Raw genomic sequence first — 24288 nt, 5'->3', positions numbered from 1 at the left:
GCGGGCGGATACTTGCGCAAGATCAAGGCGGCCAGGCCGCCGCAAGCGAATAATTCAAGGTATGCAAGCCGCCCTACGTCCTTTACTCGCAGACCCCCCGGCGCAAGCCGCCGAACCCTTCTTTCCGCCCCAGTTGCTGGCCCGGTTGGACAAGAACGGGCCACGCTATACGTCGTACCCCACGGCAGACCGCTACCACGGCGGTTTTGGTGAACACGAATACCGCCAGGCCTTGCGCCAGCGGGGTGAAGCGAGCCCCGTCGAGCCCCTGTCGCTGTACGTGCACATCCCGTTCTGTGATTCGGTCTGTTATTACTGCGCCTGTAATAAGGTCGTGACCCGCCATCACGACCGTGCCGCCCGCTACCTCGATGCGCTGGCGCGCGAAATTTCCCTGCATGTTGCCGAACTGGGGCGGCGCGTGCCGGTATCGCAGCTGCATTTCGGCGGCGGCACGCCGACCTTCCTCTCGGACGACGAACTTGAACGCCTGATGGCCGACCTGCGCGCCGCATTCGTCTTTGAACCCGACGCCGAAATCTCCATTGAAGTGGACCCCCGCACCGCCACGCCCCAACGCCTGGCGCAGTTGCGCAAACTGGGTTTCAACCGCCTGAGCTTTGGCGTGCAGGACTTCGATGCGCGGGTGCAGGTGGCGGTGCATCGCGTGCAATCGTTCGAGGACGTGCGCGACCTGATGCAAAGCGCCCGCACACTGGGCTACGCGTCGGTCAACGTCGACCTGATCTACGGCTTGCCGCTGCAAACCACCGAATCGTTCGCGCGCACCATTGCGCAGGTCACCACGCTGCGGCCCGACCGCATCGCCCTGTATGCCTACGCCCACCTGCCCGAGCGCTTCAAGCCGCAGCGCCGCATCGACCAGGCGGATCTGCCCGATCGCGAGACGCGCGTCGGCCTGCTCAGCGCGGCCATCGACGGCTTTCTCAAGCAGGGCTACACCTACATCGGCATGGACCATTTCGCGCTGAATACCGATGCCTTGGCGATTGCCAAGCAGCGCGGCGAACTGCACCGCAATTTCCAGGGGTACAGCACCCAGCCCGACCGCGACCTGATAGCGCTGGGCGTGTCGGCCATCGGTCGCATCGGCAACACCTACAGCCAGAACGCCAAGGACCTGGACGGCTACTACGCCGCGATCGAGTCGGATCACTTTGCGGTGGAACGCGGCCTGGCACTCAATGCCGACGACCTGGCGCGACGCGAGGTCATCATGGACATCATGTGCCAGGGCCGCGTGGATTTCGCCCGCATCGAAGCGCGCCATGGCTTGCGCTTTGGCGACTATTTCGGACCCGAACTGTCGCAGATGACCAACCTGGCCGAGTTGGGCCTGGTCAACCTGCGGGCAGGGGAGTTGCGGGTAACCGGCCTGGGCTGGTACTTCGTCCGGGCCGTTGCCATGGCGTTTGACGGCTACCTGCGCAGCGCCAGCACCGCGGCCAGCTACTCGCGGATCATCTAGGGCCCACCGCCCGGCCCACCGGTTGCGCCCGGCCGGTTGTTGCCGGCACGGATCGGGTCGGACCGTGCGTGCGGCCTATTCCGTGAATTTCTCTCTCAGGTAAAGCGCCAGCGCCAAGTCGTCAGACAGCTGCAGCTTGCGCATTGCGCGACGCTTGTGCGTGCTGATGGTTTTCTTGCTACGCATCAGCCGCGCGGAAATCTGCGTGACCGACAGCCCCTGGCTGATATGCCGCAGGATCTCGACTTCGGAGGCGGTCAGCAGGGCGTGTGGATGCGTCGGAGAAATGGCGCGCACCTTGCCGTCCTGGACGGACAGGAAAGGCTCTTTGCCGCTCACTACGCCCTGGATCATGTCGGGCAGCAGGATCATGCCCCATTGCTTGGCCAGGTAGCCGTTGGCGCCCGCCCGAAAGGCAGCGTACTGCGTTTCCAGCCGGTTGCCGGCCGAGAACGTGATGATTGCCATGTTCGGGTGATAACGCCTGACTCGTCGCAGGAAATTCACGCCGTCCCAGGGTTCATGGGGCAGATAGAAGTCGATCAGGGCGACATGGCACGGCGCCACGGTCAGCTTGTCGAGCAGGCCGCGGGCCGAGGTCTCGCGGTGCACGACGCGAAAGCCCGGCCGGGAATCCAGGAACGCGCCCACACCCAGCGCAACCACGGGGTGGTCGTCCAGGATCGCCACGCGTATCAAGGGGGGCGGTTGCGACATCAGGAGATGCTTGCGCGAATGGGTGCGATTGCCCTCTTTCTTGCCGCAAGACCTGTCGGCAGGAAGGAAGGCGGAATCTTGCGCTGAAACACTGTTCATCGATGCTCCACGGTGTGGCCAAGGGAACGCGGGCGGCGTCAGAGCTGGTGTGGCGATGGCGTCCGGTGCGTGTCGGGGTTGTGATTGGTCTTAAATTTGTACGGGCAGATTACGTTTTGTTGGGCCTTCCGGATCGCCTTCAGGCCAAAATCGGACTGAACTACCGGTCGGGTTTACTCGGGGTCGACAGGTCCCCGTCGGCACGGCATGCCCGGCGTGTCGGCGGTCGGGTCATAATCGCGTCCGGAAACCGGCCTGTTGCCGGACCGCGGCGCACGGCAAGCAAGGTGGCGGGTGGCGAATGCCCAAGAAGATTCTGGTGCTAGGCAGGGACGGTCAGCTGGGCTTCGAGCTGCGGCGCAGCCTTGCGCCCCTGGGCGCCGTGGTGGCCACCGGACGCAGCGACTGCGACCTGACCTACCCGTTGCAGATCGCGCGGCTGGTGCGTCGTGAAAAACCTGACGTCATTGTCAACGCGGCGGCCTATACCGCGGTCGAGCGTGCGGAGCAAGACCCGGTGCGCGCCATGCGCATCAATGCCGAGGCTGCGGGTGAACTGGCAGCCCTGGCGGCCGGCCGCGGCGCGTTGATCGTCCATTATTCGTCCGACTACGTGTTCGATGGGGCCAAGGCCGGCGCCTACGACGAGCGCGATACGCCCGCGCCGCTCAATGCCTACGGCCGCAGCAAGCTGGCCGGCGAGCAGGCCGTGCAGGCGATGAACCCGGCGCATCTGGTGTTTCGCACGTCGTGGATCTATGGGGTCTTCGGCAATAGTTTCCTGAAGACCATGCTGATGGCCCTGCGCCAGCCGGAATCGCTGCGGGTGGTGAGCGACCAGCGCGGCGCGCCTACCGGCGCCGCCTTCATCGCCGACGCGACCGCGCTGGTCGTGGCCCGCTACCTGGCCCGGCCCGCGCACGACGACTTCCCCTTCGGCCTGTATCACCTGGCCGCCTCGGGAGACGCCAGCTGGCACGAATACGCCTGTTTCATTGCCCAGCAGGCGCGCCGGGCCGGGCTGGCGGTGACGCTGACCCCGGGCGACATCCGCCCGGTGCCGTCTGACCAATACCCCACGTCCGCGCGCCGCCCCTTGAATTCGCGGCTGGACTGCCGCCTGTTCGAACGTACCTTCGGCATCCGCGCGCCGCACTGGGAAGAGGGCGTGCTGCATGCCCTGGCCGCGATTGCGGACAGCCGCAACCTCGCCTGACGCACGCCCCGGGGGCGTCTCCAGGAAGGGCGTGGCGTTTTCGCCACGAAATAGGTCCAAAGGGTGCTACAATCGGCAACGATAAGCGCGCCAGCCATTGCGCCCGCGCTCACCCAGTCCACCCCTGAAGGCCCAAGCATCATGTTTTTCCCGCTGGCACGAACTACGACCCGGAACTTTCGCCCTATGTCGCGTTAGTTTTTCGTGCGTCGGGTTTCACCGTGTCAGGTCAGCGGTAGGACTCAGCAAGACAACCAGATAAACGCGGCTACCAGCCGCGTTTGTCGTTTCTGAATTTCGTTTTTCATTCCCAGAACCCCAGGAAGCACTCCCGATGGTACAGATCACATTGCCCGATGGTTCGCAGCGCCAATACCCGGGACCGGTCACGGTCGCCGAGGTGGCGCAATCGATCGGCGCGGGATTGGCCAAAGCCGCCTTGGGCGGCCGCGTGACCTTTGACGGCGCCGACTCCCAGCTGGTCGACACCAGCTACCGCATCGAGGGCGACGCGCGCCTGGCCATCGTGACCGCCAAGGACGCCGACGGCCTGGATCTGATCCGCCACTCCACGGCCCACTTGCTGGCCTACGCCGTCAAGGAATTGTTCCCTGACGCACAGGTCACCATCGGCCCCGTGATCGACAACGGCTTCTACTACGACTTTTCTTACAAGCGTCCGTTCACGCCCGAAGACCTGGCCGCCATCGAGAAAAAGATGGCCGAACTGGCCAAGAAAGACGAAGTCGTGACGCGCGAAGTCTGGTCGCGCGACGACGCCGTCGAATTCTTCAAGGGCATCGGCGAAAAGTACAAGGCCGAGATCATCGCGTCCATCCCGTCCAACGAGCCGCTCAGCCTGTACCGCGAAGGCGATTTCATCGACCTGTGCCGCGGCCCCCACGTGCCGTCCACGGGCAAGCTCAAGGTCTTCAAGCTGATGAAGGTCGCGGGCGCCTACTGGCGCGGCGACAGCAAGAACGAGATGCTCCAGCGCATCTACGGCACGGCCTGGGCCACCAAGGAAGAGCAAGAGGCCTACCTGCACATGCTGGAAGAGGCCGAGCGCCGCGACCACCGCAAGATTGGCCGCGAACTGGACCTGTTCCACTTCCAGGACGAGGCTCCGGGCCTGATCTTCTGGCACCCCAAGGGCTGGGCCCTGTGGCAGCAGGTCGAGCAGTACATGCGCGCTGTCTACAACAACAACGGCTACCAGGAAGTCAAAGCGCCGCAGATCCTCGATCTGTCGCTGTGGAAAAAGACGGGCCACTGGGACAACTATCGTGAAAACATGTTCACGACCGAGTCCGAGAACCGCGTCTACGGCCTCAAGCCGATGAACTGCCCGGGCCACGTGCAGATCTTCAACGCCGGCCTGCACTCGTACCGCGAACTGCCCCTGCGCTACGGCGAATTCGGCCAATGCCACCGCAACGAACCGTCGGGCTCGCTGCACGGCATGATGCGCGTGCGCGGCTTCACGCAGGACGACGGCCACATTTTCTGTACCGAAGAACAGCTCCAGGACGAATGCGCCGACTTCACGGCCTTGCTGCAGAAGGTCTACCGCGACTTCGGCTTCACCGAAGTGCTGTACAAGGTCGCTACGCGCCCTGAAAAGCGCATCGGCTCGGACGAAGTCTGGGATACGGCCGAACAGGCGCTGATGGAAAGCCTGCGCCGCACCGGCTGCGAATTCGAGATCTCGCCCGGAGAAGGCGCGTTCTATGGCCCCAAGGTGGAATACACCCTGAAAGACGCCATCGGTCGCCACTGGCAGTGCGGCACGATCCAGGTCGACTTTTCCATGCCCGTGCGCCTGGGCGCCGAGTACGTGGACCAGAACGACCAGCGCCGCCCGCCCGTCATGCTGCACCGCGCCATCCTGGGTTCGCTCGAGCGTTTCATCGGCATGCTGATCGAAAACCACGCCGGTGCGATGCCGCCCTGGCTGGCTCCGGTGCAGGCCGTGGTGTGCTGCATTTCCGAACCTTCGGCCGATTATGCGGCCCAAATCACGCAAAGCCTGAAAAAACAAGGCTTTAGAGTAGAGTCCGATTTGCGCGGTGAAAAAATCACTCGTAAAATTCGGGAGCACAGCCTGCAAAAGGTGCCGTACATCCTCGTCGTCGGCGACAAGGAAAAGCAAAACGGCACCGTCGCCGTACGCGGACTGGGCGGACTGGACCTTGGCGCCATCGCATACGACGAGTTCGTCGCGCGACTGTCCGAGGACGTGTCCACCCGCCGCGACGTCAATCAACCTGATAGCAGCGCTGCTTAACATTTCTAGGAGCTTTCAACATCGCCACTGAAAAAGCCAATCGCATCAACGGTGAAATCCGCGTCCCCGAGGTGCGCCTGATAGGTCTGGACGGAGAACAGCTGGGCATCGTCAAGATTGCCGACGCGTTCCGTCTTTCCGAGCAAAACGACGTGGATCTGGTGGAAATCGCGCCGAACGCCGAGCCGCCGGTCTGCCGTTTGATGGACTACGGTAAGTTCAAGTACCAAGAGCAGAAGCGTCAAGCCGAAGCTCGTTCGAAGCAGAAGGTCATCCAGGTCAAGGAAGTCAAATTCCGTCCGGCCACCGACGAGGGCGACTACCAAGTCAAGCTGCGCAACCTGCGCCGCTTCCTCGAAGAAGGCGACAAGGCCAAGGTGACGCTGCGGTTCCGTGGCCGCGAAATGGCGCACCAGGAACTGGGTATGCGGGTGCTTGAACGTGTGCGCGACGACCTGCTGGAACTGGCCCAGGTCGAAGCCATGCCGAAGCTCGAAGGCCGTCAGATGGTCATGGTGCTGGCGCCCAAGAAGAAGGCCGTGCCCGCGGGCAAGCCTGAATCGGCGGCGTAAAGCTCCCAGCGGAGCCTTCCCGACAGGCTCGTTCCTTCCGGGTCGGCCCCTGCCGCTCCCCCTCGCGACCCGCCGTCCATACCGTGTTCGGCGGGTTCGCTTATTGGACGGCTCTGCGCTACGATGTCATAGATAGCCGCCTTCCCGAAAGGGAAGGCGGCGTACGTTCGGGGTGTCGCGATGCATGTTTTGTTCGTTTTGGATCCCTTGCCGCTCTTGAAAGCGTACAAGGACAGTTCTGTCGCCATGATGCGTGCGCTGGTTGCGCGCGGCCATACGCTCAGCGTGGCCATGCAGGGCGACCTTTACATCGAGACCGGCACGGTCAAGGCCGTCACCACGCCCATCGAATTGGTGGCCGACGCCGACCTGCACGGCCATGACTGGTGGCGCGAAGGCGCTGCCCGTGACCTGCCCCTGGCCGATTTCGGCGCGGTGGTCATGCGCAAAGACCCGCCTTTCGACATGGAATACGTGTATTCGACGCATCTGCTCGAATACGCCCAGGCCCAAGGCGCCCACGTGTTCAACAGCGGCGCGGCGATCCGCAACCATCCCGAAAAGCTGGCCATCACCGAAATCAGTGAATTCACCGCACCGACGCTGGTGACGCGCAACATGGCGCGCCTGAAGGCCTTTCACGACACACACCACGATGTGATCGTCAAGCCGCTGGACGGCATGGGCGGCACGGGCGTTTTCCGCCTGCAGCCCAAGGATCCCAACCTGAACGCCATTCTGGAAACGCTCACCGACAACGGCGCGCGTACCATCATGGCGCAGCGTTACATCCCTGAAATCGTCAAGGGCGACAAGCGCATCCTGCTGATCGGCGGCGAACCGGTGCCGTATTCGCTGGCGCGCATCCCGCTGGCCGGCGAAACGCGCGGCAACCTGGCTGCCGGCGGCCGTGGCGTGGCCCAGGAATTGTCCGCGCGCGATCGCGAGATCGCCGAGGCCGTGGCGCCCAAGCTGGCCGCACGCGGCCTGCTGCTGGTCGGCCTGGACGTCATTGGCGACTACGTCACCGAGGTCAACGTCACCAGCCCGACGTGTTTCGTGGAAATCGCCGAACAGACCGGCTTCGACGTCGCCGGCATGTTTGTCACGGCGCTCGAAAAAGCCGTGGCCGCCGCGCCGGCTGCGGCCTGATCCGGAAACCGTCATGACCACGGGTATTGTCATCGTCGTGCATGCGCCCCTGGGCGCAGCCATGCGCGAATGCGCCAGCCACGTCATGGGCAACCTTGACGGCATGCTGGCCATTCACGACATCCAGCCCGAAGATCGGCCGGACGACCAGGCGCCCGCTGTGCTCAAGGACATCCTCGAGCAAGACCACGGCGCCGGCGTCCTGGTGCTGACCGACCTGATCGGCGCCACGCCCGCCAATATCTCCAAGCGGGCCGTGGCCGATGCCCAGGCGCAGGGCATCCAGTGCTGTGTCCTGGCGGGGCTGAATACCCCCATGCTGCTGCGGGCGCTGACCTACCGCAACCTGACCCTGGCCGAGACCCGCGAAAAAGCGCTGGCCGGCGGGGTTCAGGGCGTCTTGCGTGTAGACTGACGGGCGGGAATTTGCCCTATTATGTCGGCTAATATTTCAAGCCGATGGGCGGTTCGACCTTTTGCTGCAACCACCACTGCGGCTTGCCACCGCGGTCACGATATTTCCTATGCCTAATACAGACATCGTCATCAGCAATAAACTGGGTTTGCATGCGCGGGCGGCCGCCAAACTGACGCAGTTGGCCAGCAAGTTCTCGAGCGAGATCTTCATTTCCCGCGGCGCGCAACGCGTGAACGCCAAGAGCATCATGGGCGTCATGATGCTGGCCGCCGGGTTGGGCGTGACCGTCAAGCTCGAGGCTTCCGGCAACGATGCCGACCAGGCCCTTTCCGAAATTGAAACTCTGTTCGACAGCAAATTCGGTGAACAGGAATAGCAGCGCTTCCGAATCCGCCGGTCCGGGCAACGCCCGGGCCGGCATGTCCGCGGCCGCTGCCGCGGCTCAGGTCCATGACGGGACTGGCGCTGCCAGCCCCGTCATTTGTTTGTACGGCAAGGGCGTGGCGCGTGGTTACGCCATCGGCCGCGCGGTGGTCATGGGGGCGGCGGCGCTTGAAGTCGCGCATTACCGCATTTCCCCTGACGACATCCCCGCCGAAAGCCGCCGCCTGACCGAGGCGCTGGACTCGGCCCAGCAGGAATTGCGGCTGTTGGCCGATACCTTGCCGGCCGATGCGCCGCGCGAGCTGGGCGCCATGCTGAACGTGCACAGCCTGCTGCTGGGCGACCCGTTGCTGGCCGAGCAGACCCTGGCCCTGATCGCCGAACGTCACTACAACGCCGAATGGGCGCTGACCACCCAGGGCCAGATCCTGGGCCAGCAGTTCGACGCCATGGAAGACGAATACCTGCGCGAACGCGGCGCCGACGTGCGCCAGGTCATCGAGCGGGTGCTGCACGTGTTGGCCGGCACCTCCGCCATCCTGCCCGACATGTCGCACATGGGCGGCGATGACGCGCTGGTGGTGGTCGCGCACGATATTTCGCCGGCCGACATGCTGCGCCTGCGAGGAGGGCGGTTTGCCGCCTTCGTGACCGACCTGGGCGGCCCGACCTCGCACACGGCCATCGTGGCGCGCAGCATGGGCGTGCCGGCCGTGGTGGCCATGGGCAACGTGCGCGAGCTGGTGCGCGACGGCGACATGCTGATCATCGACGGCGCCGCCGGCGCCGTGGTGGTCAACCCGTCGGATCGCATCCTGCAGGAATACCGCCGCCGCCAGGCCGCCTACGCCGACGAACGGGCCGAACTCAGCTTGCTGCGCGACGAGCCTTCCGTCACGCTGGACGGCATCGACATCGTGCTGCACGCCAATATCGAACTGCCTGAAGAAGCCGCGCTGGCGCTGGCCTCGGGTGCGCACGGTATCGGGCTGTTCCGCAGCGAATTCCTGTTCATGGGCCGTCCTGACCTGCCGGGCGAAGAAGAACAGTACGAGGCTTATTCCTCCGTGGTGAAAGTGATGGCGGGCCGTCCGGTCACCATCCGCACGCTGGATATCGGCTCGGACAAGACGCTGGACGGCGAGGCTACGGTGGCCACCAATCCGGCCCTGGGGCAGCGCGCCATCCGCTACTGCCTGGCGCGTCCGGAAATGTTCGCCACGCAGTTGCGCGCCATCCTGCGGGCCTCGGCCCATGGGCCGGTGCGCCTGTTGATTCCCATGATCGCGCACATGCATGAAGTCGTGGCCACGCGCGCGGCCATCGAGTCGGCCCGGCGCGAGCTCGATGCGCGGGGGCAGGCCTACGCGCCGCACATGGAAGTGGGCGCCATGGTCGAGGTGCCCGCGATCGCCATCGCGATCGAACCCTTTGCCCAGGCGCTGGATTTCCTGTCCATCGGCACGAACGACCTGATCCAGTACACGCTGGCCATCGACCGCGGCGACCACGACGTCGCGGCGCTCTACGATCCGCTGCATCCCGCCGTGCTGCGTCTGGTCGCGCACACCATCAACGCTGGTGAACGCGCGGGCAAGCCCGTTGCCGTCTGCGGCGAAATGGCGGGCGACTCGCGCATGACCCGCTTGCTGCTGGGCCTGGGGCTGACCGAATTCTCGATGCATCCCCAGCAATTGCTGGACGTGAAACGCGAAGTTCGGCGCGCCCACACCAATGCGCTGCGGGTCAAGGTAGCCAGCGCGCTGAACCGCGCCTTGCCGGTGGACCTGGATACCCTGGACCTGGCCTGAGGCCGTCCGGACGCCTGCTCGGCCCAAGCCCGTCGCGTGACGGGCTTTTTTTCGGCCATGAAAAAGCCCCCTGCAAGAGGGGGCTGGGAGCGCCGCCCGGCCTGTTGGCGCGGGCGGGCATGGGCATTCAGCGGGATCAGCTGTGATAGGCCGATTCGCCGTGGCTGGTGACGTCCAGGCCTTCGCGTTCCTGGTCTTCCGGCACGCGCAGGCCGCACAGGGCGTTGGCGATCTTGTAGGCAATCCAGGCCACCACGCCAGACCAGACGATGGTGATCAGCACGCCTTCGAGCTGCACCCACAACTGGCCCAGGATCATGCCGGGTTCCGCCAGGCCGGGGCCGCCCAGGACCTGGGCATTGAAAACGCCCGTCAGCAGGGCGCCGACAATGCCGCCCACGCCGTGCACGCCGAACACGTCCAGCGCATCATCGGCACGCAGCAGGCGCTTCAGGCCGTTGACGCCCCAGACGCAGACGATGCCGGCGATCACGCCGATGATCAGCGCGCCCACCGGGCCGACCAGGCCGGCGGCCGGGGTGATGCCCACCAGGCCGGCGATGGCGCCGGACGCAGCGCCCAGCATGGACGGCTTGCCCTTGATGGCCCATTCGGTGAACAGCCAGGACAGTACGGCGCCCGCGGTGGCGATCATGGTGTTGAAGAAGGCCAGCGTGGCGTTCTCGTTGGCGGCCAGCGCCGAGCCGGCGTTGAAGCCGAACCAGCCCACCCACAGCAGCGCGGCGCCCACGAACGTCATCGGCAGGTTGTGCGGCTGCATCGCTTCGCGGCCGTAGCCCACGCGCTTGCCCACTACATAGGCGCCCACCAGGCCGGCCACGCCGGCGTTGATGTGCACCACGGTGCCGCCGGCAAAGTCCAGCGCGCCCTTGGCGTTCAGCAGGCCCGGGGCCGTTTCAGAAGCGAACCACACCATGTGCGCGATGGGGATGTAGGCAAACGTGAACCAGATCACCGTGAACACCAGCACCGCCGAGAAGCGGGCGCGTTCGGCGAAGCTGCCGACGATAAGCGCGCAGGTGATGCCTGCGAACGTCGCCTGGAACGAGGCGAACAGCAGCTCGGTCAGCGAATTCGACATCGCGTACTTGCCGTCGGCAGGGGTGAACATGCCAGAGAAGAAGGCGCGCGAGAGGCCGCCGAAGAACGCGTTGCCTTCCGTGAAGGCAAGCGAATAACCGTAGATGAACCAGAGGACCAGGCCCAGCACGAACGTGCACAACACTTGCAGCAGCACCGACAGCACATTCTTGCTGCGTACCAGGCCGCCATAGAACATCGCCAGACCGGGTACGGCCATCATCAATACGAGGAGGGTAGAGACGAGCAACCAGGAGATATCTGCTTTATCCATTTTCAGGCTCCAATGAGTCTTTCTTATTTGTCTACAGTGCAGCTTCGCCGGCTTCGCCCGTCCGGATGCGGATCACTTGTTCAAGGGGAGCGGCAAAGATCTTGCCGTCGCCGATCTTGCCGGTGCGAGCGGCTTGTTCGATGGCTTCGATGACCTGGTCGACCAGGTGGTCGGGCACGGCGGCTTCGACTCGCAGCTTGGGCAGGAAGTCGACCGCGTATTCCGCGCCTCGATAGAGTTCGGTGTGGCCCTTCTGGCGGCCGAACCCTTTCACTTCAGTAACAGTGAGGCCCTGGACGCCGATTCCGGATAGAGCCACCCGCACTTCGTCGAGCTTGAATGGCTTGATGATGGCGATGATGAGTTTCATGGCATTTCCTCTCATGGTTGCACTTGGCCTCGTCATTCAAGCAAATTCCATGCCATGGGGTGCGAACCCCGTAGGGCTGGCAGGCAGGCGCGTTTGTTGTGCCTGCATGCACCAATATAGTGCGCCATGCACCACACGTCAGCCTCAAACCGGTGCATGGCCCGGCTGTGGTGAGGAATGCAACGGAATATGTGTCCCTGCCGCTATTTGTTGCCAGTTGATGCCACCGGCGTTGCGCTTTGCAGGGTTTGCAAATCCCTGCATCGGCATGGGGCGAAATGTCGCGTCGGCCGCGGATCGTTGCTGGCTGGGCTTCGCACGGCAATAGCCTCTTTTTCAGCAGGCTGAAAGCGAATTGCAAGAGGTCCTAAAACGGGGGCGGGGCGTGATACGAGGGTTTACACGCATAAGCTTGTTGCCAAAGGTAGGCTGAAGAAGAATCGAATCCAGCTCATGACGGTTGATGGGCTTGATCGGGCCGCTGCAAGGGGTTCCGGCGTTGCGGCTCTCTACATACGAAAAGCAAGAAAGGAAAGAGGAATGATGACGATCCAACGCAAGACCCTTGGCGTGCTGGCGCTGACTGCTGCGCTGGCCGTACTGGCCGGCTGCAACAAGAGCGACGAAAAGGCCGCGCCGCCCGCGGCATCGACCGCGCCGGCTCCCAGCACCACCACGCCGGGTACGCCGCCGGCCGCAACCACGCCGCCCGCCACCACCACGCCCGCACCCGCCACGGGCGCCACCGCCGGCCTGCCCGCGGAGTGCGACGCCTACCTGAGCAAGGTCAGCGCGTGCATGGACAAGCTGGGCGCTTCCAACCCGGCCGCAGCCAGCTTCAAGCAGCAGCTGGACGCCGCCAAGACGCAGTGGGCCACGATCAGCGACAAGACGCAGCTGGCCGCGCAATGCAAGCAGTCGGCCGACCTGTTCGCGCAATCCGCGACGCAGATGGGCTGCCCGTAACGATGTTGGTAGGGGGCTGCCCCCAAGGCGGCCCGGTTTTCTCCTGTGCTTTGATGGGCGGTCACCGCATGCGGCCCGCCCTTTTTTTTGCCTGCGGCAGGGGCGGGGAAAGCACTACACTTGAGGCACCAAGAACACCGTGAGGCCGCTATGAACAATCGCACCCAATGGATGGAAGACATCCAGAAGAACATTTCCGACCTGATCGCCCGCAGCCCCGCCGCGGACGTCGAACGCAACGTGCGCGCCATGATGACGCAGGCGTTCTCGAAGCTGGATCTGGTCACGCGCGAGGAATTCGACGTTCAGGCCGACCTGCTGGCGCGCACCCGTGCCCGCGTGGACCAACTGGCCGCGACGGTCGAGCAACTGGAAACCCGCCTGTCCGCCCTGGACAAGTAGGCTGTCGCGGGGACACTTTTGCCACGGCCGCTGATGCGGCCGTTTTTGTTTTGGGCATACTGGTTTTCGATCGCAACCGGAGACCGCCTTGACCCTTGCCGTTATTGCCAGCCGTACCCTCAGCGGCCTGCATGCCCATGCGGTGCGGGTCGAGACGCACCTGGGGCCGGGCCTGCCCAGTTTCAACGTGGTGGGGCTGCCCGACACCGAGGTGCGTGAAAGCCGCGAGCGCGTGCGGGCGGCGATCATCAACAGCGGCTTCAACTTTCCTGCGGGCCGCATCACGGTCAATCTGTCGCCGGCGGATCTGCCCAAGGAATCCGGCCGCTTTGACTTGCCCATTGCGTTGGGGGTGTTGTTGGCGACGGGCCAATTGGCCGCGCCTGCACCAGATGACAAGGCCGGTGTTGCGCCCGACCCGTTGCTGGCGGGGGTGGTGCTGGCGGGGGAACTGTCGCTGACCGGCGCGCTGGTGCCGGTGGCAGCAGCCCTGGTTATCGCGCTGAGCGTGGTGCAGGAATCACCCGGCGCCACCTTGATCCTGCCTGCCGGCAGCGCCGAGCAGGCGGCCTGGGTGGAGGGGCTGCGGGTGCTGTCCGCCCGCAGCCTGGCGGACGTGGCGGCGCACGTGGCGGGACATTGCCGCTTGCCCGACGCGATTCCGCTGGCGTGGCCGGAAGCCCCGCCCGGGCCGTGCCTGTCCGATCTGCGAGGGCAGCCGGGGGCGCGGCGGGCGCTGGAGGTTGCCGCGGCGGGCGGCCATAGCCTGCTGATGGTCGGGCCGCCAGGCGCGGGCAAGAGCATGCTGGCCGCGCGCTTGCCCGGCCTGTTGCCGCCGTTGACGCGGCGCCAGGCGCTGGAGGCCGCGGCCATTGCGGCGTTGGCGGGCGTGCCGGATGCCAGGATGGGCACGCCGTCGTTCAGGTCGCCGCATCATTCGGCGTCCGCCATGGCATTGGTAGGTGGCGGCGGTCGGCCGCGGCCTGGAGAGATCAGCCTGGCGCATCACGGCGTGCTGTTCCTGGACGAATTGCCGGAATTCAGCCGCCGTACGCTGGAAGCGTTGCGCGAGCCGCTGGAAACGGGCAGGGTGATCATCGCCCGCGCCCTGCATACGGCGCAGTTTCCCGCGCGGTTCCAGTTGGTGGCGGCAATGAATCCGTGCCCTTGCGGCTGGCGCGGCCATCCGCGCAGGGCCTGCACCTGCACGCCCGACCAGGTGGCGCGCTACACGGGCAAGATATCCGGCCCCTTGCTGGACCGGATCGACCTGCATGTGGCATTGCCGCCCTCTGACCTGGAATGCATGCAGGGGCCGCCGGGCGAGCCTTCCGAGCCGGTGCGCGAGCGGGTGGCGCGCTGCCGCGAGCGCCAGCACGTGCGCCAGGGCAAGCCCAACGCCGGGCTGGCCGGGGCCGAACTGGAATGCCACTGTCCGCTGCAGGCCGATGCCCGCGACCTGCTCTTGCAGGCCATGCGGCGCCTGGCGGGGTCGGGGCGGGCCATGCACCGGGCCCTGCGGGTGGCCAGGACGATCGCCGACCTGGACGGGCAGGACATGCTGGGCGCCAGCCATGTCGCCCAGGCGGTGCAGTACCGCCAGCCGGGCGTATGATGGCCCGTTTCCCGCGCTTGGGCGCCCGTTCGGGCGGGTTCCGTCCCCCTGGCGCAGGCAGGGCGCCGCGCCGACCTGCCAACCGGCTCGACAAAATTTGGGAAATCACCATATAATCAAAGGCTTTCCCGGCTCCAGGCTATCTTTTTTGTCTGGAATGTTTGGGAAAGCGTAGTACCCCAAGCAGTACCTAGGCAGTACCTAAGCAGTACCCCCCCCAAGAAGTGGCAAGAGGTTCTAAAGTTTTGCCGCAATGGTGTAGGTAGCGTGTTCCCCAGGCAGCGATGCCGGGTGCGGACAGACCGCCAACCGCCTTGCGCCAAGCACCTCGCGTCATGTAAATCAACAATCAGTGTTTAGTTTAGGGAATCATCATGCCCAAGATGAAAACCAAGAAAAGCGCCGCAAAGCGCTTTAAGGTTCGCGGCAGCGGATCCATCAAGCGTGGTCAGGCGTTCAAGCGTCACATCCTGACCAAGAAGACCACCAAGAACAAGCGCCAACTGCGCGGTTCGGCTGCGGTCCATGAAACCAACGTGGCCTCCGTCAAGGCCATGATGCCTTTCGCTTGATCTAAGGGAGATCTACTATGCCTCGCGTCAAACGCGGCGTTACTGCCCGCGCACGTCACAAGAAAGTCATTTCCGCCGCCAAGGGTTACCGTGGCCGCCGCGGTAATGTGTTCCGTATTGCCAAGCAAGCCGTCATGCGCGCTGGCCAATACGCCTACCGCGACCGTCGTAACAAGAAGCGCACGTTCCGCGCGCTGTGGATCACGCGTATCAACGCCGCCGTCCGCGAACACGGCGTCAGCTACAGCGTGTTCATCGCTGGCTTGAAGAAGGCTGCCATCGAACTCGACCGCAAGGTCCTGGCCGATCTGGCCGTGCGCGACAAGGCCGGCTTTGCCGCCATCGTGCAGCAAGCCAAGGCTGCCTTGGCTGCCTGATCGCGCGCTTTAACTCATCGCGCATCGCTGCAAACGGGGCTGTAATGGCCCCGTTTGCGTTTTGAAGGCTGGATTTCATGACTCAATCGGTTGACGACCTGGTTTCCCAGGCGCAAGAACGCTTCGCCGCGGCCACGGACGCCGCCGCGCTCGAAAATGCAAAGGCCCGCTTCCTGGGCAAGGATGGCGCGCTGACGGTGCTGCTCAAAGGCTTGGGCAAGCTCGATCCCGAGCAGAAGCGCGACATGGGCGCCCGGATCAATCAGGCCAAGCAAAAGGTCGAAGAGCTCCTGAATTTGCGCCGCGCCGCGTTGGCGCAGGCCGAACTGGACGCCCGACTGGCTTCCGAAACCATTGACGTATCGCTGCCGGGCCGCGGCCGCGTGCCGGGCGGCATCCATCCGGTGATCCGGACCTGGGAACGCGTCGAAGAGATCTTCCGCTCCATTGGCTTCGATGTGGCCGACGGCCCCGAAGTGGAAAACGACTGGACCAATTTCACCGCGCTGAACAATCCGCTGGACCATCCGGCGCGTTCGATGCAGGACACGTTCTACGTCGACATGAAAGACGCTGACGGCCTGCCGCTGCTGCTGCGCACGCACACCAGCCCCATGCAGGTGCGTTATGCCCGCATGCACAAGCCGCCCATCAAGGTCATTGCGCCGGGGCGCACCTATCGCGTCGATAGCGACGCCACGCACTCGCCCATGTTCCACCAGGTGGAAGGGCTCTGGATCGCCGAAGACATTTCGTTCGCCGACCTGAAGGGCGTGTACACCGATTTCCTGCGTTGCTTCTTCGAAAGCGACGACCTCGTCGTGCGTTTCCGCCCGTCGTTCTTCCCGTTCACCGAACCGTCCGCCGAAATCGACATGATGTTCACGTCGGGGCCCAATCGTGGCCGCTGGCTGGAGATCTCCGGTTCGGGCCAGGTGCACCCCCAGGTGGTGCGCAACTTCGGCCTGGACCCCGAGCGCTACATCGGCTTTGCCTTCGGTTCCGGCCTTGAGCGCCTGACGATGCTGCGCTATGGCGTCAACGACCTGCGCCAGTTCTACGAAGGCGATTTGCGCTTCCTGCGCCAGTTCAACGAATAAAGACGGCTGATCATGCAATTTCCCGAATCCTGGCTGCGTACGCTGGTCAATCCCCCGATCGCAACCGACGAACTCGCGCACCGGCTCACCATGGCCGGCCTGGAAGTCGAAGACACCGTGCCGGCCGCGCCCGCGTTCAGCGGCGTGGTGGTGGGCCATATCGTCGATATCGCTCCGCATCCCGATGCCGACAAGCTGCGCGTCTGCCAAGTGGACGACGGCTCGGGCACGCTGCTGACGATCGTCTGCGGCGCGCCCAACGCGGCCGCCGGCCTGAAAGTGCCGCTGGCCCGCGTGGGTGCGGAACTGCCCGGCGGCATGAAGATCGGCGTGGCCAAGATGCGCGGCGTGCAATCGTCGGGCATGCTGTGCTCGGCCCGCGAACTGGGCCTGTCGCAAGACCACGGCGGCCTGTTGGAACTGCCGGCCGACTTTGTGCCGGGTCAGTCGATCCGCGACGCGCTGGACCTGGACGACACGCTCTTCACGCTGAAAATGACGCCCAACCGCGCCGACTGCCTGTCGATCCTGGGCGTGGCGCGCGAAGTCGCCGCCCTGACCGGCGCGCCGCTGTCGGTGCCCACGGCCAAGGCCGTGCCGGTGACGCTGGACGAAGTGCTGCCCGTGAAGGTCGAAGCCCCTGATCTGTGCGGCCGTTTCGGCGGCCGCGTGATCCGCGGCGTGAATGCGCGCGCAGAGACGCCGGAATGGATGAAGACGCGCCTTGAGCGCGCCGGTCAGCGTTCGGTGTCGGCGCTGGTCGACATCTCCAACTACGTCATGCTGGAACTGGGTCGCCCCTCGCACGTGTTCGACCTGGACAAGATCCATGGCGACCTGTCGGTGCGTTGGGCCCGCGAAGGCGAGACCCTTGAATTGCTGAACGGCCAGACCGTCACGCTGGACGCCAAGGTCGGCGTGGTGGTGGCGGGCGACCAGGTCGAAAGCCTGGCCGGCATCATGGGCGGCGAAGCCACGTCGGTCACGCTGGACACGACCAACATCTATCTGGAAGCCGCGTTCTGGTGGCCGCAGTCGCTGGCCGGCCGCGCGCGCCGCTTCAAGTTCAGCTCTGAAGCCAGCCACCGCGGCGAGCGCGGCGTGGACTACGCCACGATCCCGCAGCACATTGAATTCATCACGCGCCTGATCGTCGACATCTGCGGCGGCCAGGCCGGTCCGCTGGACGACCAGATCGTCAACCTGCCCAAGCGCGAGCCGGTGCGCATGCGCCTGGCGCGTTGCCACCGCGTGCTGGGCGTGCCCGTCACGCAAGCCGACGTGGCCAAGATCTTCAACAGCCTGGGCCTGGAATTCACGGTCGAAGGCGATGACTTCATCGTCACGCCGCCGTCGTACCGTTTCGACCTGGTAATCGAAGAAGACCTGATCGAGGAAGTGGCTCGCATCTATGGCTTCGAGAACATTCCCACCGTGCCGCCGATGGCGCGCGCCAAGATGTTCTCGCAGCCCGAAGTGCGCCGTGGCGCCCATGCGCTGCGCCGCCTGGCCGCTGCGCAGGACTACCAGGAAGTCGTGAACTACAGCTTCGTCGAAGCCGACTGGGAACGCGACTACGCGGGCAACGACACGCCGGTCAAGCTGGTCAACCCCATCGCCAGCCACTTGTCGGTGATGCGTTCCAGCCTGATCGCCAGCCTGGTTGCCAACATCCGCCACAACGCCAACCGCAAGCAGACGCGCGTGCGCCTGTTCGAGCTGGGCCGCGTTTTCGTGCGCGATGCCTCGGCCCAAGACGGCCCGCTGGCCGTGGCCGGCGTGCGCCAGCCCCTGAAGCTGGCCGGCGCTGCCTGGGGTCCGGTGGTCGAAGAACAATGGGGCGTGCCCACGCGCCAGGTGGATTTCTACGACGTGAAGACGGATGTGCAGGCGCTGTTCGGCGCGCGCGGCAGCCGCCTGCGCTTCGAAGCCGCCGCCTACCCGGCACTGCATCCGGGCCGCAGCGCCCGCATCGAACTGGACGGCCAGCAGGTCGGCTGGATCGGTGAATTGCACCCGCGCCTGGCCCAGCAAGCCGACCTGGCGCACGCGCCGGTCGTGTTCGAAGTCGACGTGGCCGCGCTGTCCGAAGGCGAATTGCCGCAGGTGCGCGAGCTGTCGCGGCAGCCCGTGGTGGTGCGCGATCTGGCCCTGTGGGTCGATGCGCCGGTCACCGCGCAGTCGATGCTGGACACCGTGGCCGCCGCCGTCAAGGCCGATCCGCAACTGGCGGTGGTGCAGGACGTGCGCCTGTTCGACGTGTGGCGCGAGAAGGCCCAGGGCGACCAGCCCGTGGCCGAAAAAAGCCTTGCGTTCCGTTTCTGGCTACAGGACACTGAAGTCACACTGGACGAAGCCCGGGTGGCCGATTGCCTGGCACGCATCAAAGACGCTTTGGTCAGTGCCCACGGCGCGCGCCAGCGTGCTTGAACCATGGGGAACAGTATGCTTGCCGAGCCGCGCACCCTGACCAAGGCCGAGCTGGCCGAACTGCTCTTTGAGCGGGTCGGCCTGAACAAACGCGAAGCCAAGGACATCGTCGACACGTTCTTCGAGGAAATCCGCGACGCCTTGGCGCGCGGGGATTCCGTCAAGCTTTCGGGCTTCGGAAACTTCCAGGTGCGCGACAAACCGCCGCGCCCCGGCCGCAATCCCAAGACCGGCGAGACCATACCCATCGCCGCCCGCCGCGTGGTCACGTTCCACGCCAGCCAGAAACTCAAGAGCGTGGTCGAGCAGGCCACTCCCACGGCGCCCGACGCCGAGGAGTGATACGCTTTGTCGGTAATTGTTATCGGCACTCGACTTCCGCGCGGCATAAAATTCTCTTATGACACGTACTGAATCCACCGTAACCCTACCGCCCATTCCCGCCAAGCGCTATTTCACCATCGGTGAAGTCAGCGACCTGTGTGGCGTCAAGCCTCATGTCTTGCGGTACTGGGAACAGGAATTCACGCAGCTCAAGCCGGTCAAGCGGCGCGGCAATCGCCGCTACTATCAGCACCACGAAGTGCTGCTGATCCGCCGCATCCGGTCGTTGCTGTACGAGCAGGGCTTCACCATCAGCGGTGCGCGCAATCGTCTGGGCGATGCGCGTGATACGCCGCATGATCAAGACGCCGCCGTGCGCCTGACCGGCGCCGAGATGCAAGCCTTGCGCAACGAGCTGGGCAATGTGTCGACGATGCTCGGTGAAGCGCTGGGCACGCCGGCCACAAGCCCCAGCAGCACTGCACAGGCTTGATGCGCGGCGCGCATCGAGCAAGCACGCACTTTTTTCAAGCACGACATCTGGACCCTTGCGTCTTGTGCGCGAGACCTGCAGGCAGGTGATGCAGGTATCGCGCAGGGGACGCAAATTTTTTTGAGTATTCAGCACTTTTTTTGCACCAATGCGTGCAAACAATTTTTTGTTCTGCTATACTCTTTTTCTTTCGGGGCGTAGCGCAGCCTGGTAGCGCACTTGCATGGGGTGCAAGGGGTCGCGAGTTCGAATCCCGCCGTCCCGACCAGCAATACCCTAAGGGGGTTAGTGATGAAAATCACTAACCCCCTTTCTCATTTTTGAGGCGTTTGTGGAGGGGCCTGGCCATGGCGCCGCCTGAACGTTCGGATCTTGCGTGGCGTGTGTCTACGGCACGCATCCGCAGCATCCGTAGCACGCATCCACGGCACACAGCCGCAGCACACATCCATAGAACACATCCACAACCAATTCGCGAGGATTGGAAAGGCACTGGTTCTCGGCTCGTGCGCTTTGACCTTCTATTTGCAGCGGCGCGATATTGATCGTCTACGGCTCGCGGCCGCGTTCCCGCCGATCCTCGAGGCAAGGTTGCAGGGGGATCGTCTCGATCATTCAGATACCGCTTGCCGATGTGCGGCGGGTTGCGCCAGCTGCGGGTGGGCCTGGAGAAAATTTCAGGGACGATCAGTTGGATATTGCAATTTTCAGAAATTTCTAATTCCCCGTTCAGGCTGCGCCAGCGACCATGACAAGGTCAACAACCGAATTGCTCGGTAAGGGGCGCTGATTCGTATCGATTTCAAGGTCGTTTTAAGTCCTGGCCCGTGAAGTGAAGTACGCACCGCCGTCGAGCATCAATGCGAAGGTATCTGTGCGTACAACCTTAACTCCCATCATGCTCGGCTTGATGTCCGCAATGGCCGCTCCTGTCAATGCCGCCGACTACGGCCAGATCGTCCTCGATCCTCCCGCCAGCAATAACGTCAACACCGTGCTTGATAGAGGCGACACGGTTACGTATGCCGGTTCAGGCGCTGCTGTGGCCGTGTCCGGCAGCAATCGTGTGAGCGGGGAGGGAATCTCCGTCATGGCTAGCGACCAGAACGGTATCGGCCTGGGGGCGATGTCGGGCGGCACGATTTCGTTGACCGATAGCAGCGTCACCGGTCAGTACATCGGTGCCTCTGCGGGAGCGGGCGGTCAAATCCAGCTTGAGGGTGGCAGCGTTCTTGCCGCTGCTGGTTCCGCGCTGGTCAGTAGCGGGGCGGGCGCGGCCATTCATGGCAAAAATTTGACCATCACCGCTAACTCCAACGCCGTAGACTCCGTAGGGGTGTCCGTGCGTGACGGGGCTGAACTCTCGCTGGAAGCCAGCCAAATCACGACCAGCACCAACGCAGCCGGTGTGGGCGTGACGGATCAGGGCTCCGTGGCTTTGCTACGCGATACTGATATCTTCCAAGACGGGGGGCTCGCCATTCGGGTAACCGAGGGCGCCAGGTTGGAAATGATTGGCGGCACTATTCGTAATGGGAGTGTGGTGGTGCGCGGAGGCGTCATTAAGTTGACAGGGGTGGACATCCAAGACGGGGATAGTGCCGGCGGCTCTGCAATCGTTGTTGGCCGCTCCGCGGGAGGCGTAGGGGTCCCCAGCACCGCCACGCTGGAAAACGTGACGTTGAAGTCGACGAGTATCGCCCTGAACGTCGAGGAGGGCAGTAGCCTGTCTGTGTACGGCAGCGTGATACAGGCCTCTGGTTATAACTTCGGGAGAGGACTCTTGGTTGGCTCAGGCGCAGCGGTGACGCTGGACAATACACGCATGCTCGTCGAGGGGGAGCCCACTGTCTTTGGCATTCTGGGCTTCTCGAGTTATTCGGGTAGGAACCCTCCCACTGTGACGATCAGGAACGGCAGTCAGATCAGCGTCAAGGGGGGAGCCGCCTTGGGCGTTGCCCGCAGTGGTCCTTATGTCTTCCGGGTCGCGGATTCGTCCATTGTCACCACCGACGCCGACGGTGACGAAGCCAAGGGTATACTGCTGCGGTCCTGGCCAGGGGCGGGCGACGCACAGGTCGACCTGGATGCCTCCAATGCCGTCCTCAGGGGGGATCTGGTGGCCGAAGAGGGCGGGATTATTGATGCCGCGCTCACGAATGGCTCCATGTTGACGGGGGCCGCCGTGCAGCGCGGCACGGGACGAGTCAATAGCGTGACGCTCGACGCCAGCAGCACCTGGCACGTGCGCGGCGATTCCACGCTGGGTTCGCTGTCCAACGCGGGCCTCGTCGCCTTTTCCTCGCCGGCCGACGGCACAAGCTTCAAGACGCTGACCGTAGGCAACTACGTGGGCGGCGGCACGTTGGTACTCAACACCCGGTTGGGAGACGACGCCTCGGGCACCGACAGGTTGGTCATCGACGGCGGTTCGGCAACGGGCAATACCGGCCTGCGGGTCATCAACACCGGTGGCACCGGCGGTATTACCGGCACCGGCATCCGGGTGGTGCAGACGATCAACGGCGGCACCACCGCGTCCGACGCGTTCCATCTGGACGCCGGTTCCAGCGGCTACCGCGCCAGCGCGGGCACGATCGCCTTGAATGGCTACGATTACAGTCTGGTCCGTGGCGGCAATGGCGGCGCGGTGCCCGACTGGTACCTGACGTCCAGCTATAGCCCCCCGGTGCCAGAGCCCCTGGAACCTACGAACCCCACGGATCCCACCGCAATCGTGCCGCCCCCGAGGCCGGGTTTCCGGAACGTGTCGCCAGAGAGCGGCGCTTATATCGGCAACCAGTTGGCCAGTACCCGGCTCTTCACTCACGGCCTGCACGACCGCGTGGCCGCCTATGGCGCTGCAAGCGCCGATGCGCCGGCCGCCGACGGGACCATGGCACGGACTGGCCGCGGCCTGTGGGTCCGCGTCGAAGGGCGCCAGGATAGCGGCCTGGGCTTGACCCAGGGCCGCGTCGATATCGCCACTGACAGCTCGATGGTGCAGCTGGGCGCGGATCTCATCAAGTTGCCGGCCGGCCGCAACGGTGCCATTTATGGCGGCATCATGGGTGGCTACGGCGATGCGCGCACACGCTCGGCGTCCACGCTGAGGCTGCCCGACGGCGCCGCCGTGCAGTCCCGCGCGCACGGCAAGGTATCCGGCTATTCGGTGGGGGTGTACGGCACCGCGTACCAGGATGACGCCACGCGGCTGGGCGCTTACGCGGACACCTGGATGCAGGTGGCGCGCTACCGCAATCAGGTGAACAGCGAGGTGGGCTCGGCTAGCTACCGCTCCACCGTTTTCAGTGCGTCGATCGAGGCCGGCTACGCGATCACGCCGTTTGCCGCGGGATCTGCGCTGGGCCCGGTCGTGCTGGAGCCGCACGCGCAACTGGTCTACAGCCGGTATGACGCCCAGGATGCGACGCTGCAGGGCACGCGCATGCGCAGTGGCAGCGACAACGCCTGGAACTCGCGCTTCGGCGTGCGCCTGTATCCGCGGGCGACGGCCGGGGCCCCGGCGGTGCGGCCTTTCCTCGAGGCCAACTGGCTGCATCGGTTCAATGGGGCGTCCGTGCGTATGGGGGCCAACGCGCTTGACGCCGCGCCCGCCCGCAATGCGCTCGAACTGAAGTTGGGCGCCGAAGGCCGCATCAGCCGTGCGGTCCAGGTGTCGGGTCACGTCTTTGGTCAGGCTGGCAACAACAGCCAGCGTGGTTATGGGGGCATGGTCAACTTGGGTTATCGCTGGTAGCGATGGGATCCCCGGTGATTGACAAGGCATGAATCGGGGGTCGGCGCTTGACCGACGGCATCGCGGATGGATGTCAGTCGATGATCTCTGCGCAGGCGTCGGTCGGCGCCGCCGCGACGTCGCCGACGACCGGGACGATCTTGATGACGGCGGAGGTGATCCGGCATGGGGCGGCCGCCAGGCCACAGCCGGAGGCAAGCAGACACAACGTTGAAACCAGGATCCACTTCATCGAATTCGCTTGGAAAGGAATGGCGGGCAGGGCCGCCGTTTCGCCCTCGGGCACAGTCCTGGAATTCTGGGTGAGGCGCGCAGCGACTCTTTTGCGCAAATGATGGGGGAGTGTGAATATCTGTGCA

Annotated in this window: 22 protein-coding genes and 1 tRNA gene; 19 read left to right on the top strand and 4 right to left on the bottom strand. The window is 64.6% G+C overall.

The genetic code is table 11. From position 1 onward, the window contains the following. Positions 1 to 61: 61 nt before the first annotated feature. Positions 62 to 1489: an oxygen-independent coproporphyrinogen III oxidase gene (gene hemN, locus AC3WMR_RS18545; RefSeq protein ID WP_492265672.1), complete on the top strand. Its 1428-nt coding sequence runs from the start codon at positions 62 to 64 to the stop codon at positions 1487 to 1489. A 75-nt stretch (positions 1490 to 1564) separates the two neighbouring features. On the opposite strand, the gene AC3WMR_RS18540 is transcribed toward hemN, so the two are convergent. Next, complete coding sequence (locus tag AC3WMR_RS18540) at positions 1565 to 2206, bottom strand: response regulator (RefSeq protein WP_492265671.1); 642 nt, start codon at positions 2204 to 2206, stop codon at positions 1565 to 1567. Positions 2207 to 2606: 400 nt separating this feature from the next. On the opposite strand from AC3WMR_RS18540, the gene rfbD reads away from it, so the two are divergent. From rfbD to ptsP, 7 genes are all read left to right on the top strand, one after another. Continuing rightward, positions 2607 to 3521, top strand: a complete 915-nt coding sequence (rfbD, locus tag AC3WMR_RS18535) for a dTDP-4-dehydrorhamnose reductase (RefSeq protein ID WP_492265670.1) — start codon at positions 2607 to 2609, stop codon at positions 3519 to 3521. Between the two features lie 334 nt (positions 3522 to 3855). Beyond that, positions 3856 to 5808 (top strand): threonine--tRNA ligase, encoded by a 1953-nt coding sequence (thrS, locus tag AC3WMR_RS18530; protein ID WP_199163611.1) that lies wholly within the window; start codon positions 3856 to 3858, stop codon positions 5806 to 5808. Between the two features lie 20 nt (positions 5809 to 5828). After that, positions 5829 to 6380 (top strand): translation initiation factor IF-3, encoded by a 552-nt coding sequence (gene infC / locus AC3WMR_RS18525; RefSeq protein ID WP_076812461.1) that lies wholly within the window; start codon positions 5829 to 5831, stop codon positions 6378 to 6380. Positions 6381 to 6560: 180 nt separating this feature from the next. Next, on the top strand, positions 6561 to 7532 hold the full coding sequence (gshB, locus tag AC3WMR_RS18520) for a glutathione synthase (protein ID WP_492265669.1): 972 nt from the start codon (positions 6561 to 6563) through the stop codon (positions 7530 to 7532). A 13-nt stretch (positions 7533 to 7545) separates the two neighbouring features. Then, positions 7546 to 7947: a PTS sugar transporter subunit IIA gene (locus AC3WMR_RS18515; protein ID WP_492265668.1), complete on the top strand. Its 402-nt coding sequence runs from the start codon at positions 7546 to 7548 to the stop codon at positions 7945 to 7947. Positions 7948 to 8056: 109 nt separating this feature from the next. After that, on the top strand, positions 8057 to 8326 hold the full coding sequence (locus tag AC3WMR_RS18510) for an HPr family phosphocarrier protein (RefSeq protein ID WP_025135351.1): 270 nt from the start codon (positions 8057 to 8059) through the stop codon (positions 8324 to 8326). 43 nt (positions 8327 to 8369) lie between these two features. Then, positions 8370 to 10145: a phosphoenolpyruvate--protein phosphotransferase gene (gene ptsP, locus AC3WMR_RS18505; RefSeq protein ID WP_492265716.1), complete on the top strand. Its 1776-nt coding sequence runs from the start codon at positions 8370 to 8372 to the stop codon at positions 10143 to 10145. A gap of 136 nt (positions 10146 to 10281) precedes the next feature. Here the strand turns inward: ptsP and amt are convergent, their stop codons facing one another. Then, positions 10282 to 11520 carry an ammonium transporter gene (gene amt / locus AC3WMR_RS18500; protein ID WP_025135355.1) on the bottom strand — a complete coding sequence of 413 codons (1239 nt, stop codon included), beginning with the start codon at positions 11518 to 11520 and terminating at the stop codon, positions 10282 to 10284. A gap of 31 nt (positions 11521 to 11551) precedes the next feature. Then, on the bottom strand, positions 11552 to 11890 hold the full coding sequence (locus AC3WMR_RS18495; RefSeq protein WP_006218735.1) for a P-II family nitrogen regulator: 339 nt from the start codon (positions 11888 to 11890) through the stop codon (positions 11552 to 11554). Between the two features lie 540 nt (positions 11891 to 12430). On the opposite strand from AC3WMR_RS18495, the gene AC3WMR_RS18490 reads away from it, so the two are divergent. The 11 genes from AC3WMR_RS18490 (at position 12431) to AC3WMR_RS18440 (ending at position 23929) form a co-directional block, all read left to right on the top strand. Continuing rightward, a complete protein-coding gene (locus tag AC3WMR_RS18490; protein WP_492265667.1) occupies positions 12431 to 12856 on the top strand; it encodes a DUF5339 family protein in 426 nt (141 codons plus the stop codon). 150 nt (positions 12857 to 13006) lie between these two features. Continuing rightward, positions 13007 to 13258 carry an accessory factor UbiK family protein gene (locus AC3WMR_RS18485; RefSeq protein WP_025135357.1) on the top strand — a complete coding sequence of 84 codons (252 nt, stop codon included), beginning with the start codon at positions 13007 to 13009 and terminating at the stop codon, positions 13256 to 13258. A gap of 88 nt (positions 13259 to 13346) precedes the next feature. Beyond that, positions 13347 to 14873, top strand: a complete 1527-nt coding sequence (locus AC3WMR_RS18480) for a YifB family Mg chelatase-like AAA ATPase (RefSeq protein ID WP_492265666.1) — start codon at positions 13347 to 13349, stop codon at positions 14871 to 14873. 374 nt (positions 14874 to 15247) lie between these two features. Next, positions 15248 to 15445, top strand: coding sequence for a 50S ribosomal protein L35 (gene rpmI / locus AC3WMR_RS18475; protein ID WP_003812834.1), 198 nt, complete (start codon positions 15248 to 15250; stop codon positions 15443 to 15445). 17 nt (positions 15446 to 15462) lie between these two features. Next, complete coding sequence (gene rplT, locus AC3WMR_RS18470) at positions 15463 to 15822, top strand: 50S ribosomal protein L20 (RefSeq protein WP_006387998.1); 360 nt, start codon at positions 15463 to 15465, stop codon at positions 15820 to 15822. 77 nt (positions 15823 to 15899) lie between these two features. Beyond that, a complete protein-coding gene (gene pheS, locus AC3WMR_RS18465) occupies positions 15900 to 16922 on the top strand; it encodes a phenylalanine--tRNA ligase subunit alpha (RefSeq protein WP_006387999.1) in 1023 nt (340 codons plus the stop codon). A 12-nt stretch (positions 16923 to 16934) separates the two neighbouring features. Further along, a complete protein-coding gene (pheT, locus tag AC3WMR_RS18460; RefSeq protein WP_492265665.1) occupies positions 16935 to 19352 on the top strand; it encodes a phenylalanine--tRNA ligase subunit beta in 2418 nt (805 codons plus the stop codon). 3 nt (positions 19353 to 19355) lie between these two features. Continuing rightward, positions 19356 to 19694: an integration host factor subunit alpha gene (locus tag AC3WMR_RS18455; RefSeq protein WP_025135360.1), complete on the top strand. Its 339-nt coding sequence runs from the start codon at positions 19356 to 19358 to the stop codon at positions 19692 to 19694. Positions 19695 to 19752: 58 nt separating this feature from the next. Continuing rightward, on the top strand, positions 19753 to 20169 hold the full coding sequence (locus AC3WMR_RS18450; RefSeq protein ID WP_492265664.1) for a MerR family transcriptional regulator: 417 nt from the start codon (positions 19753 to 19755) through the stop codon (positions 20167 to 20169). A gap of 191 nt (positions 20170 to 20360) precedes the next feature. After that, positions 20361 to 20437: transfer RNA gene (locus tag AC3WMR_RS18445), tRNA-Pro, on the top strand. Between the two features lie 651 nt (positions 20438 to 21088). Beyond that, entirely contained in the window at positions 21089 to 23929 is a 2841-nt protein-coding gene (locus AC3WMR_RS18440; RefSeq protein WP_492281580.1) for an autotransporter family protein, read from the top strand. A gap of 73 nt (positions 23930 to 24002) precedes the next feature. Here the strand turns inward: AC3WMR_RS18440 and AC3WMR_RS18435 are convergent, their stop codons facing one another. Further along, positions 24003 to 24161 carry a DUF6726 family protein gene (locus tag AC3WMR_RS18435; RefSeq protein WP_183003318.1) on the bottom strand — a complete coding sequence of 53 codons (159 nt, stop codon included), beginning with the start codon at positions 24159 to 24161 and terminating at the stop codon, positions 24003 to 24005. Positions 24162 to 24288 lie beyond the last annotated feature (127 nt).

The sequence above is a fragment of the Achromobacter sp. FW305-C-28 genome, from assembly GCF_058783235.1.
This window is presented reverse-complemented; position numbering and strand designations above follow the sequence as displayed.